Below are 13,150 nucleotides of genomic sequence, written 5' to 3' on the forward strand. Positions count from 1 at the left end.
GCTGAAGATCCTGATCCAACGACTGACAAGGTTGGCATTAATACTATGTTGCAGTGCGACCGAAGCGATCGAGGTATTAGGATTTTTGCAGGCATTGACAATACTGAGTTTGAATTCTTTGCTGTATGTTCTGCGTTTTTTAGCAACAGGAGGTGTTGCTGAATATATATCCATGTTCATGGATTAAGTCCCCACTTGTTTTTAGGTGGGAACTAAATTAAGGCTTATAGGATCGCTTGGTAAGGCTGTGTTAGCCGGATGCTTACATCTTTGAGTGAAAAATGAACGGCATAGCAACAAGGTATAATGGTTTCGCCAAAAATCAAAAATACCACCGAGAACGGACGTTGCTATGCCAAGGACAATGCTAACAGATAACGCCTAGGAAGCCCTAAAGCAAATACTTAAAGAGACAGGGCGTGTTTACAATAAATATGAACACCGAAATACACTGGAAGGCATACTTTATCGTATGCGCACAGGCATTCAGTGGCGAGATTTGCCTGAAAGTTCTACTGGGGATAAATGAAAATCCTCTATCTTTTTAATATCCTTAGGAGCAAACCAATATCTTATTGCGGTATTACAGGTTCGCGTACCTTCCGCTACTGGGCATTTTTCCCATACGTTAATTTTCTTTTTTTTATTATTTTCTTTTTCCACCTTTTTGATTGAATCTAAATCAGTAACTACCAAAGTCTTAAGTTCAAGAAAGTCGAGGAGTGGATAAAAAAGATGAGCATGAGCTCCTCCAGCTTCAATACAAGTTACATACTGGCTTGCTAATTTTTGATGTTCTGGTAAGGATTTATCAACTAATTCTCTGAGGCGAGGCATTAATAACCGTTCAGTTGTCCCCTCAACCATAATCACTTTATCTGCAAAATAAAGATCACACTTAGTCAGAGTCATGTATTTATGCAAGAACTCTTTATCAGTAACAGATATTGTTTGCATACCCTTTTTAAAATCTTTAACTTTAGTATTTCTAATACTTTTCACTGCATCTTTTTGGTTATAGAAATATCTTACTGCATCAAAACATGCCGCATTAGCAACATGAGAAGAATGTGTAGTAATAATAAACTGAACATTCCAAACGTCTTCTGCTGGATAGGCACTCGAAAGCTTTTGAATAGCAACATTTAATTGATTAATAAAAACTTCCTGCATCTGTGGATGCAAATGAGCTTCAGGTTCTTCAATGAATATCAAATGGGCTGAAGGGCGAGTAATTTGAGATCGGTAAATTTTGTGATAGCTTTCAAGTTGTAGCAGCATATAGATTAAATTTCGCGTACCAAGACCATTATATCCCTCAGGTAAATGCACACCATCTGTACCACTATAAACAACTTTTGTATGCCCAGACAAAAGTGCCTCTACATTTAATGAAGTTTCAGGCCTTAATTCAGTATCATTAAGACTTGGAAAACCCATCACCCCCATAACAGGTAATAACTTTTTGAGCATTTTGTCAAAATCACTTTGAACATTAAGCTCAATATCTTCAACAGATTTCTTTAATTTCGCAGCTAACTCTTGATCAGATTCTGTAGCCGTTGGTGCAGCAGCTGTTTTAAACAATTCACTAAGTAATTTTCCGATAACATCAGCCTCACCAAGCTTTGTCTTATCAAGAGTTCTTTGTGCTTGAACAAAGTTACATTGTAATAATGCTGCGAATGCTGAAGTATCCTCGAAATTTCTCTTATTAGACTTATCCGTCGGATCTATTGCACTAACATGCACTTCGTAAATTTTTGATAAGTTATTACGTAAACACTTAAAAAAATGTATTTGAGGTTCCATACCTACTGGTGGTTGAGGTATATCAAACAACAAATGCATTTTTGCTAAGACAGGCCTATATTCAATACAAGCAATCGCTGTTGTAGAGTCCATATCTAAATCAATGATAAATGGTGAAAGAGGCCCTAAAGTCGGGGCATCACTATCGTATCGAAATGTCAAAGAAAGAGTGATTATAGGCAGTGTATTATATATCTGCTCTGGACTTGCCCCCTCTTCTTTCAATTTTCTTGCATTTAAAAACTTCTCACGAGACAAACTAGAAAAATCTTCCAACCTAAAACGGGCTCCTGACTCACCACAAAAACAATCAAATATGCTAGTAAAAGATGTTTTTCCGCTATTATTTCGCCCTACAATCACAGTTGAATTCTTTTCTAATACAATCTCAATATCTTCAAGAAGTCTATACCCCTCAACTCTAACTTTTTCGATACGCATTGTTCCCCCCAAAATACATTGGTTATTGTAACTTTATCTATTTTTTCAAAGGTTTCGCCCAAGAAGAGCATGTAAATTATTTTGTGTACATTACGTTCTTTATAAATGATTTTTTAGCTAGTCGTCCACGCATTCGACAACTGCTCAGCTTGCTTCATCACAAGCTCAATCGCTTCAGCCGCTTTATCAGGCGGGTATTTCCATCGCTGCAAAGTACGACGTACTAATATTTTCAGCTGAGCACGCACACTATCCCTAACCTGCCAATCCACTGTCGTTGACTTCCTAAGCTTCTCTGTAATCTCTCGTGCGATCTGTTTCAGCGTATCGTCTCCAAGCTCTCTGACAGCACTTTCATTGTTTGCCAAAGCATCATAGAAAGCGATTTCATCAGGATTCAAACCAAGTGCAGCTTCACGCTGCATCTCTGCCTGAAATTCTTTTGCCATTTGAATGAGTTCTTCAATGACCTGAGAAGTTTCAATCGCTCGGTTATTGTATTTCCTCAAGGTTTCCTGCAAACGGTCAGAGAAGCGTTTTTCCTGTACCACATTGTTTCGCGTCTTTGCCTTAATGCCATCATTGAGTAACTTTTCCAGAAGTTCAACTGCCAAGTTACGGTATGGCATCTGCCGTACATCTTCCAAGAACTCATCTGAAAGCAAGCCAATGTTGGGTTTATCCAAACCACACATTGCAAAGACATCTGTTACCCCATCAGCAATGACAGCATTGTCCAGAATCTGTTTTAGCGTACTGTCCTTTTCCGCTTGCGACAGTTTACGATCTACAGAGGTATGCTTGCTAATGACTGCTTTAATGGCTGAGTAAAAGGCAATTTCTTTGTGCAGGTTCTTCGCTTCATCCAAGGTGCTGCATAAAGAGAAGGCTTTATTGATTGCCAGAACTAAATCAAGAAAACGCTTTTTACCATCCTTTAAGCTCAGCACATAGTTAGCTGCGGGGATAATCAGTCGGTGTGCCTGAGTTTCATAAGCACCCAAATCCATACCTGCCTGCTCGTTGGTTTTGGTGAACATTCCTCGTATTGCATCCATCTTTTCAGCAAGAACCGCATAGGCTTCTTCTGCACGTAAGGTCGGCTCACCTTTCCCTTTGGCATCGGTATAGGTTTTTAAGGCCTGCTTCAATTCATTAGCAATGCCAATATAGTCAACAACCAGACCACCTTGCTTATCTTTAAAGACCCGGTTCACGCGTGCAATCGCCTGCATGAGGTTATGGCCTTTCATTGGCTTGTCGATATACATGGTGTGCGTGCACGGTGCATCAAAACCTGTGAGCCACATATCGCGAACAACCACTAACTGCAAAGGATCTTTGACATCCTTAAAGCGTTTCTCAAGACGCTTTTTAACTTGCTTGTTGTGAATGTGCGGTTGCAGTAACGGTTTGTCTGAGGCTGATCCCGTCATGACCACTTTAATTTTTCCCTTTTCAGGGTCAGGATCATGCCAGTCTGGACGGAGGGCAACAATCTCATTGTAAAGATGAACACAGATCTCGCGGCTCATACTGACAATCATGCCTTTGCCTGCCGTTGCTTCGGTACGGGCTTCAAAGTGAACAACCAAGTCCGCTGCTATCTGTTTCAGCCGTGGTGTGGCACCCACCAGTTTTTCTAGTCGGCTCCACTCACTCTTGGTCTTTTCCCTGTTACCGACATCTTCTTCATCTTCTACAACCTCATCGACTTGATCAGACAAATCTTCAATTTCAGTCTGATTGATGTCCAGCTTTGCCAAGCGTGATTCGTAGTAGATTGGGACGGTTGCACCATCATCGACGGCATCCTGAATGTCATAGATGGAAACATAGTCGCCAAAGACAGCTCTGGTGTCTTTATCCTCACTCGAAATCGGAGTTCCAGTAAAGCCAATAAAAGCAGCATTCTTTAAAGCATCGCGCATGTGCTTGGCATAGCCGAACTTGTATGTGCCATCATTGCTCAGTTTTGCTTTCAGACCATATTGGCTACGATGTGCTTCATCTGACATCACAACAATATTATGGCGTCCATTCAATAATGGATGCTCACTCTCACCTTCTAGTAATGCGAATTTTTGTACTGTGGTAAAGATGATGCCACCAGACTCACGCTCAGCTAAAAACTTTCTCAGCTCATCACGGTTATTTGCTTGTACTGGCGTTTGTTTTAATAAACCTTGAGCATTGCTAAAGGTTTCAAAAAGCTGTCCATCCAAGTCATTACGGTCAGTTACGATTAACAAGGTTGGGTTGTGCATGGCTGGCTGCTGTAAAATTTTGCCTGCATAGCAGCACATGGAAATACTTTTACCCGAGCCTTGTGTATGCCACACAACGCCTGCTTTTTTGTCCCCAGTTGGATTGGATGCCGCAATGGTCGCTTGTACGGCTTCTCTAACCGCATGGAATTGATGATAGCCTGCAATTTTCTTAATGGTCTTTTCACCATCTGTTTCAAATAACACAAAAAATCGGATGTAATCTAAAAACAACTCTCGGTCAAAGAAGCCTCGAACTAATGTTTCAAGTTCCCATTCTAAAGCAGGTTTATCATCTTCATTCTTGATCGTACGCCACGGCAAAAAACGTTCCTGATTCGCCGTCAGTGAGCCTACACGTGCTGTTACGCCATCACTCACTACCAAGGCTTCGTTATAAACAAATAAATCCGAGATTTCTTCTTTGTAGGTTTGCAACTGGTTAAAGGCATCCCATATATCAGCATTTTCATCGGTTGGGCTTTTTAGCTCCAACACGGCAAACGGAATACCGTTGATAAAGCAGATGATGTCAGGGCGTCGAGGTTGTTTAGTACCTAGAATAGTAAATTGATTAATCGCCACAAAGCGATTTTGATGAACATGGTTAAAGTCCACCAAGAAGGCATGGTCATGTACCCAATCATCTTGCTTCTTATACGTGACAGGCATACCCTCCAACAACATACGATGGAAAGCACGGTTATTGGTGACGAGATCCAAACTTTCAGGCTTGCTCAGTTTTTGCCAAACCTGTTCAAAACAGCTTGCAGGCAAATGTGGATTTAAGCGTTCAAAAGCCGCCTGTAAATCAGCTTCGATTAAAATCTGTTTATAGTCTTTGCGTAGAGGATTACTGCTATCAGGTGCAATATCAATACCATGAACGACTTCCCAGCCATTTTCAGCGAACCAATCTAGGCATAAGTTTTCGAGTTGTGTTTCGTTCATGATCAAATTCACCTATCTAGCATTTTTATCAACTTACAATGAAATAAGAAAATAATTGTTAATCAATATTTTAAATTTAAAATTAGAAGTCACTTTGATTTGCTCTGAAATAAGATTATGTATCCTAATAACAACTTAGATTCCGTCTTATTCATAGTTAAGCCCCCAATCAAAACCACTGGCTTGATTTGGAATGAAATAAAAAATAAATTTAAAATCAAAATCTTACAGACAATTCAAGAGTAATTTCGATTTGCGATGAAATAAGATTTTATGCCCAAAATGGTATATATCTAGCATAACGTCTAGAGTCAGGGGCATTCGGATCATTCTTAATTAAATTTTGTTCGACAGCAGAAGAAATTATTTGAGAAATAATATTAGCACTTCCTTCTGATACACCAAAACGCTGTCTTAGTGATTGATTCGTCATTTGTTTTCTCAAGACATATTGTAGAACACAGTGCTGATAACATGCTCGAATACGATCACTACCACTCATATCGCGGAAAGCTTTTTCCCCATGAATAACGACTATTGTTCTTTTATGGCTTATAAGAAATTCAGGAGCTGGTAATTGTAAAATCTCAGCTGATTCAATTACTCTATCAATACCACTACTTTTTTCTTCACAAATACCAAACCGACGCATTATATCTGCCAAACGTTCGTTTCTAGACTGATAACCATCAATGAATCGTTCAACAGGTACAATTGGTTCGCCAGGATTGGAAATCTCTATGCGATTAGAAAAAACCTCTACCACAGGTGATGCACCTGTCATTTCAAAGTCCTGATGAATTAAGGCATTTGCTAGTAGCTCCCTAATAACCACTTCTGGCACTAACTTCACTTCTTTACGGATAGCATTTTTTATTATTTCATTTTGAGGCAATTTACCCATGACATATTGAACTAGCCCAATAAAACCAACTGCGTAACCTTTTTCTCCAGTTAAGTCAGAAAGTGTTTCTAATTTTGATTCCCCTTTATAGACAATTACCCGAGTTGCTTTTCTCTGAATATGGCTAAAATTTTTAAGATTTTTAGCCAGTAATATTGCGCCAATATTCAGTATGTTAAAACCAACATCTGTTTTCTCAATCAGCTTTTCGCTAATAAGTTTTCCAATTACACCTGATTGATCCGTCGGATATGGTAGGTTCAATAATTCAAAAAAAGTCTGAGTATCTAAAAGATGTACTACATCTTGAGCTGATATATTTTTAAGTGCAATCTCTTCCAACCAATTAGGCTGTCCTTCAGCAAAAATTTTACGCAGTTGGTCTTCAGACATAGGAACGAGTTCCTCACCCGAACGCATGAGATAAGCACCTTCATAGTGATAAGCTGTTCCCCTAGGGCGTGGTGGAATAATAAATACTAATATTCTGCCATCTGGATGATTAATTTCTTCTATATCAACGCGAAATCCAACCCAAGTAAATAACTTACCAGCTATATCAACAACATCATTAAAAGCCTGCGTTCCTACTACTTCTCGAGGCAATTTATCCTTGACTCCGAGAATTAGATGACCACCACCCTCATTTGCAATAGCAACGCAGTATCGAGATAATTTTTTAGTATCGTATTGTGTTTTTGCTTCTTTAAATTCCAGATTTTGTGTTTCCGAAGGCAATTGTCGCCAAAGATTTATTTGTTCAACTGTAATACTCATGCTTTAGCACCCTCACACTGCAACGCCGCCAAATTAACCTCACCCGATAATAATTTTGGTAATAAAGTATCTCTAATACTTTTTAAAGCCTGATTTTCTTTTTCTATAATATTTTGTTTTAAATAAAATTTTCTAACTTTTCTCGAATATAGTCTCCTTAAAGTTATTGATGGTATAACAACCTGAAAATTCATAATAGCTTTTTTATCACCTCTAGGCATTTTTGATCCTTTAGATGAAGCCATCATTTGATCAAAAAAACTGTCTTGGTAAATTAAATTGTATAAATATTCCTCACAACCTTCTTCTAAGACCTCAAAATTTAAGACATCATTAGAATGTCCTCCCTCAAAAGAAGAAAACCAAATTTTCTTAAAATAAGGCCGAATATTAGAAACTAAAATATTTCCTTTTTTGAAAGCAGGCACGTTATTCACTTTTGGCAATGAACTCGCTTTTTCAATTCCCTTCTTTTCAGATAACATATTTTCTGTAGAGATATAATTTTCAAGATTTAGGTCATTTAATAAAATCTTATTAGAGCTATATTTGGCAATATCTTTAAGTTGCTGTAATTCCCACCCCTTCGGCACATCCCCCAACTCACTCTCTACCAACTCATCAGGAAACAGCGCAGCACTCGCTTGTAACTCAGCAAAATCATCTTCAGACATTTGCTGAAGCTCTTCTTCGTTTTTACCACTAATGGCACACATGGCAGCAAGTTCAGGGTCTTTTCCTTCCTGCTTAGCTGCAATTTTGGCACGGACAGGATCGAAGTCGACAAACCAACTTTTAAAAATCACTTGGGCGATAGATTCTAAGGTTTGATTTATTTGCGTATTAATTAATGTATTTTTCCCAATTAAATCAATTACTTTTGTTATTGAATCACGTTCTTCTCTAGGAGGAATTGGAATGCCAATTTCCCGTACATCTTTTAAATTCAAGGTTTTTTGAACTGTGGTATTTAATCTAGCTTCTATTAAATGTTGTGCGGGCTTACTTGCCAGTACATAACGTATCCAAGACCGCAATTGAGTATCTTTCAGGCGAATCACAGCCAATGCTCTAGCCACGTTCCAGCCACACATTTCATCAGTTACGATTACACAATCACCGGGATTACCGACTAATGTCAGTAAAAGCTCCGAACCATTTAAACGAGTCCTTTTATACTCTTCATCAACTTTGTTACTGATACAAAATGAAGGGCGTGATGCAATTGCTCCATTTTTAACATCAGAAACCTTAATTAAAGGAACACCACCATCAGTATCAGATCCCGGATACATCACACCAACTGATATAGCCTTCGGATGCTCTAATAACTCATCTATTGTTTTAAATTCCCAATGCTCAGGCACATTACCGCCCGCAGCTTCCCAAAACAAACGTAGAGTAGAACTCACACCACACCCCCAAACTCTTTCTTAATCACCCAATAGCCACGAGTCCCACCCACACGCTCAAGCCAGCCTGCATCTTTTAAGTTGTTTAGATGCTTTTTCACTGCTGACTCATTAATACCGAGCTGCTCCGCCATAGTACGATAGGAAACTTTGGGATTTTGTTGAATCAAAACCAAAATCTCTTTTTGACGATCTGTCAGCATAGTTTCTTGGATTGAGCCACCTATTGAGCCACCTATTAAGCCACCTAATTGCTCAATCGAAGGACGATAAAATTCCCAATCTACAAAATCACCTTGTGCTTTCAGTTGAGGTTCTGCATTACCTGCTTGTAAACAAAGATCTTTAATACGGGCAATACCACTGCCCCACTGCTCGATATAACCCAGCTCTTTAAACACACGCGCCAGAACACGGTTACGAATCTCTGAACGACCTTGCGCTAAATCTTCTTCAGTGAGTCCATTTGGTAATCCACCTGGCGATACGATATTCAAAATGTCATCATAAATGCCAACCTTAATATCACGCCCTGCATTGCTATAGTCACGGTGCAGCACTGCATTCACCAAGGCTTCACGAATAGCAGGGATTGGAATTTCAAAACTTTCTGTACGTTGTAACCCTAAAATTTCAGCACGTAGATGCAGATGGTTTTTGATGAATTGCTCTGTTTGCTTCAACTGACTAAATAAGTCTCCACGGTATTCTTTCTTATCCAAAAACACTGTCATGGTCGTGCCTTTAAAGCGGCTACATTTGATCTCAACTTGCTCATAAAGCCCCAACAAAATGAGTAACCCATGACTTGGGTAATCCTGTCCATTCTGCTGAATGATCAATTTAAGATTACGCATTTTCTGCAAAGACAGCTCTTTACCCAGATCAGCAAAGGCTTGCTGTAAAGGCTGTAAATCAATGTCATCTAAACTGTATTGTGGATTCGGCTGTTCATCAAAAGTCTGGTTCAGACGTTGCAATTCAAGTTGCTGAATATATTCAGGCGATGCCACACGATTGCTTGCACCTAAACGGATATACGTCCCCTGTGCCTTGCCTTGCGGCTTGAGATAATAAGGCAATAATGAACCACGGCTGACTTCAATCACTAGCAACTCAATGCCCTGGATATTCTCGATATAGATATACGGCAAAATATTTGGCGCACACAGTTCATTGATCATCGAAGTGATCTGATCTTGCAGCTCAAAAATATCATCTTGAATACCTACGAGTTGGCGATCATCACTTACACCCACTACCAATTTACCACCACTGGTATTGGCAAAAGCAATCAGGGTCTTTGCGACCTGTTGCCCTTTCGGTAACTGCTCTTTAAATTCAAGGGTTTGACTTTCACCCTTCTGAATTTCCAGCAATAAAGAATGATCAGAACTCATAGCCCAAGCCCTTTAGGTTCTTTTTAATCTCACTTTCCAAGACCGCACTTTCAGCAAATTGTTCTTTGAGCTGAGCGGTCAAACGCAGCATTTTCTCAGCGAATGGCTCGCCATCATCTTCCTGCTCGACTGCACCCACATAACGCCCCGGAGTCAGTACGTAGTCGTGCTTTTGTATATCTTTTAACTCAGCAGAGAAACAGAACCCTTTCTCATCTTGATACGCTTCACCTTCAAAATTTTCGCCTTGTTGCCAAGCATGTAAAGCATTGGTGATTTTAGCAATATCTGCATCGGTAAAGTCACGCAGTACGCGATCTTTCATATAGCCCAAATTACGGGCATCGATGAACAGCGTCTTGCCTTCACGGTTGGCTTTCTTTTTATCTAACGACAAGCCATTCTTTTTGTCCTTGGTTAGAAACCAGATACAGGCTGGAATTTGCGTGTTGGTGAACAGTTGTCCTGGTAATGCAACAATGCATTCCACCAGATCGGCTTCGATCAAGTTTTTACGAATCTCACCTTCATTGTTGGTATTGGAACTCATCGAACCATTGGCAAGTAAAAGTGCCATGCTGCCTGTTGGTGACAGATGATGTAGCATGTGCTGCATCCAAGCAAAGTTGGCATTACCTTGTGGCGGTGTACCGTATTTCCAGCGTACATCACTTTCTAGCGAAGCATGCCACCAATCTTTGATATTAAAAGGCGGATTAGCCATAACAAAATCAGCACGTAAGTCTGGATGCTGATCATCTAAAAAGCTGTCTGCGTTTTTCTTACCAAAATTAAAATCAATCCCGCGAATCGCCATGTTCATAGCTGCCAGTTTCCATGTGGTCGGATTGCTTTCCTGCCCATAAATAGAAATATGCTTTTTCTGCTCTGATGCTTTGTAATGCTTTTCCTGTGCATGTTGTTCAATAAATTTTTCACTGGATACAAAGAATCCACCTGAACCCATTGCAGGGTCATACACACGACCTTTATAAGGCTGCAACATTTCAACGATTAAGGTTACGATGCTTTTAGGCGTGTAGTACTGCCCACCTTGCTTGCCTTCAGCCAAAGCAAACTGTCCTAAAAAGTATTCGTAGACATGCCCGAGAATATCTTTGCTGTGCAGACTGAGTTTTTCGCCATTATATTCAGGCTTGGTAAAACTGGTATCAGAGAAGGTGTTGATCAGATCAAGCAGTTTGTCATTGTCCAGCTGATACTGTCCAATACGATTAAGAATACCCTTAAGCTTTGGATTGGCTTTTTCAATTGCATCAAAGGCATTGTCAATCAGCCAGGATACAGAACGCAGTTTGACATCTGTACCTTGTTCATCCTGCCAAATGGTTGAGCCAATTGGTAAAGCGGCTGCATCACGGATATTTGACCAGCGGCCTGCTTTTGGCACCCAAAATACGTTTTTTTCTTGGTAGTAATCCAGTATTTCTAGTTCATCAGCAATAGACTGTTGGTATTCTTCTTCGCTGTCGTACTGATCACGCGGCATGTAATAGATGTTGTGATCGTCTTTTTGTGCAAACAATTCTTTGAGTTCAGATTGCCGTTCATCAAAAGCATCTGATACGTACTTTAAGAAAATCAGTCCTAAAACAATATGCTTGTAGTTAGCGGCATCCAGACTGCTGCGTAATTTATCGGCGGCTTTCCAAAGCTTGTCATCTAAGTCATTTAGAAACTTTTGTTCCAATGAATGCATTTTATTTCCTCAATCCAAGATCAACCGCTTTGGTTTTATACTTAATGTTAAACAATGTTGCTAAGTTAGCATATCAATGACCTATTAAAAGTCATGCACTTAACAAAAAAAATAGAGATTAATAAAGTCCTGTCATTTTAACGGGATAACTTTAGCTAAAATAGTCCTTTAACAACTGCTACGTCTTATAATGTCGTAAAAAAAAAGAGCAACCTAGAAAGTTGCTCTTTTCCAACCAATCGATTAATTGACGGGTCTGACTGATCGCTGCAACCCCTGCTGAATACCCTGCACAAACCCTTCAGGCGAAGCTTGTTGCTCCACCGTACGGTTTTGTTCTTGTTCAGGGTAGTATTCCTCCAGCACCTCTAACCCTTCCTCTATATCCGTTTCAAACCGTGCATTGGCAAAACCCTTCCTTGCGGTAAAGTCTAATGATTCTATGAATACACCTAACTTTTTCAACTAACTACAAATGTGTTGCACTTGGGATTTGAATCTGCGACTTTAAAAAATATTCATCTTAAATTTTATACTTATTTTACGCAAAATTTACGATAATTTTATTATATATCAATAAATTAAACCATAACATACATTACTTCAATGACTACTAATTTAAAGTGTTATGAAAAAATTATACCATCTACTTTTTAGCCTTATACCGCTCTATTCAAGTTATGCTTTTGCTACTGGAGATGAAAGCTCTCCCGCTTTAAGCTTTTCAGGTAATGTATCATTGGCCAGCGACTACCGCTGGCGCGGCCAAACGCAAACCCAGAATGATCCGGCCTTGCAGGGAAACTTTGTTTTAAGCCATGCTTCAGGATTTTATCTTGCTGCATTTGCATCGAATGTTGATTTTGATGACGAAGTAAATTTAGAACTGGATCCCCAGATCGGCTATACAGCGCCAATCGCGCTAGGTTCAATCCATCCTGCAGTTGATCTTGGCATGCTGCGCTACAATTACATCGGCAACAGCGATTTAAATTATAATGAATACTATTTCAAAATGATCTTTAATGCGTTGCTGCATCAGAACGATAGCTTTACACCAAGCATAAGCTATACCTATAACTATGGCGGCAAAGCTGCCAGTGACAGTATAGGTAAAGATATCTCAAATTGGTATTTTAATGTCTTATATGCTACACCGATTGCTCAAACTAATTTTGGCACAAATGTTAGCTTAGGTTATTCCAAAGCAAATCAGGACATTTATGGTTCTGAAGCAAAAGACCATTTTTTTGATTGGAAAATTGGTGCAACTTACCGCTAAGTTGACAAAAATAACTAATCATGCGAAAAAGCTTTTTTAGTTAACAGATGTTCACACATGCCTCGAATTGTTTCTGTACCACTTAGTTTAGAACAGCGAGAACGACTCATTTTTCTGGCCAAGCATGCAAAACATTGGCGTGAAAGACAACGTGCCCAAACTATTCTCTGGCTTTCTGAAGGTA

8 protein-coding genes and 3 pseudogenes are annotated in these 13,150 nt (G+C 39.5%); 3 read left to right on the forward strand and 8 right to left on the reverse strand.

Annotated elements, in window-relative coordinates; all coding sequences use genetic code 11:
• On the reverse strand, positions 1 to 180 hold a 180-nt coding region (locus HX743_RS14580; protein ID WP_153562979.1), incomplete at its 3' end, for a transposase.
• Positions 181 to 400: 220 nt separating this feature from the next.
• Here HX743_RS14580 and HX743_RS14585 point away from each other — a divergent pair.
• Positions 401 to 508: pseudogene (locus HX743_RS14585) on the forward strand (transposase); the annotation flags it as partial.
• On the opposite strand, the gene HX743_RS14590 reads toward HX743_RS14585, so the two are convergent.
• The 7 genes from HX743_RS14590 to HX743_RS14620 all read right to left on the reverse strand — a co-directional run bounded on the left by HX743_RS14590 (position 487) and on the right by HX743_RS14620 (position 12,149).
• Entirely contained in the window at positions 487 to 2,253 is a 1,767-nt protein-coding gene (locus tag HX743_RS14590; protein WP_002115233.1) for an ATP-dependent endonuclease, read from the reverse strand. The pseudogene HX743_RS14585 and the gene HX743_RS14590 sit on opposite strands and share 22 nt — an antisense overlap.
• 113 nt (positions 2,254 to 2,366) lie before the next feature.
• The gene (locus tag HX743_RS14595) at positions 2,367 to 5,471 is read right to left on the reverse strand and encodes a type I restriction endonuclease subunit R (RefSeq protein WP_178319564.1); all 3,105 of its coding nucleotides are present in this window, start codon (positions 5,469 to 5,471) and stop codon (positions 2,367 to 2,369) included.
• 271 nt (positions 5,472 to 5,742) lie between these two features.
• Complete coding sequence (locus HX743_RS14600; protein WP_178319565.1) at positions 5,743 to 7,152, reverse strand: ATP-binding protein; 1,410 nt, start codon at positions 7,150 to 7,152, stop codon at positions 5,743 to 5,745.
• Positions 7,149 to 8,564, reverse strand: a complete 1,416-nt coding sequence (locus HX743_RS14605) for a restriction endonuclease subunit S (RefSeq protein ID WP_178319566.1) — start codon at positions 8,562 to 8,564, stop codon at positions 7,149 to 7,151. Before HX743_RS14605 ends, HX743_RS14600 begins: the two co-directional genes overlap by 4 nt.
• Positions 8,561 to 9,964 carry a helix-turn-helix domain-containing protein gene (locus HX743_RS14610; RefSeq protein ID WP_178319567.1) on the reverse strand — a complete coding sequence of 468 codons (1,404 nt, stop codon included), beginning with the start codon at positions 9,962 to 9,964 and terminating at the stop codon, positions 8,561 to 8,563. The genes HX743_RS14605 and HX743_RS14610 overlap by 4 nt, the downstream gene beginning before the upstream one ends.
• Positions 9,954 to 11,684 carry a class I SAM-dependent DNA methyltransferase gene (locus HX743_RS14615; protein WP_178319568.1) on the reverse strand — a complete coding sequence of 577 codons (1,731 nt, stop codon included), beginning with the start codon at positions 11,682 to 11,684 and terminating at the stop codon, positions 9,954 to 9,956. The genes HX743_RS14610 and HX743_RS14615 overlap by 11 nt, the downstream gene beginning before the upstream one ends.
• Positions 11,685 to 11,927: 243 nt before the next feature.
• Complete coding sequence (locus HX743_RS14620) at positions 11,928 to 12,149, reverse strand: hypothetical protein (RefSeq protein ID WP_005400783.1); 222 nt, start codon at positions 12,147 to 12,149, stop codon at positions 11,928 to 11,930.
• A gap of 163 nt (positions 12,150 to 12,312) precedes the next feature.
• On the opposite strand from HX743_RS14620, the pseudogene HX743_RS14625 reads away from it, so the two are divergent.
• Both HX743_RS14625 and HX743_RS14630 read left to right on the forward strand, forming a co-directional pair.
• Positions 12,313 to 12,963: pseudogene (locus tag HX743_RS14625) on the forward strand (TorF family putative porin); the annotation flags it as partial.
• Positions 12,964 to 13,023: 60 nt separating this feature from the next.
• Positions 13,024 to 13,150, forward strand: a pseudogene (locus HX743_RS14630) (helix-turn-helix domain-containing protein); the annotation flags it as partial.

Source organism: Acinetobacter sp. Swhac1 (assembly GCF_013390985.1).
In the GTDB taxonomy this organism is placed as follows: Bacteria; Pseudomonadota; Gammaproteobacteria; order Pseudomonadales; family Moraxellaceae; genus Acinetobacter; species Acinetobacter towneri.

What these genes read in the sequence shown, in the direction of transcription:
- HX743_RS14590 (WP_002115233.1), bottom strand. Translation starts at nt 2,253, where the DNA reads ATGCGTATCGAAAAAGTTAGAGTTGAGGGGTATAGACTTCTTGAAGAT.
- HX743_RS14595 (WP_178319564.1), bottom strand. Translation starts at nt 5,471, where the DNA reads ATGAACGAAACACAACTCGAAAACTTATGCCTAGATTGGTTCGCTGAA.
- HX743_RS14600 (WP_178319565.1), bottom strand. Translation starts at nt 7,152, where the DNA reads ATGAGTATTACAGTTGAACAAATAAATCTTTGGCGACAATTGCCTTCG.
- HX743_RS14610 (WP_178319567.1), bottom strand. Translation starts at nt 9,964, where the DNA reads ATGAGTTCTGATCATTCTTTATTGCTGGAAATTCAGAAGGGTGAAAGT.
- HX743_RS14615 (WP_178319568.1), bottom strand. Translation starts at nt 11,684, where the DNA reads ATGCATTCATTGGAACAAAAGTTTCTAAATGACTTAGATGACAAGCTT.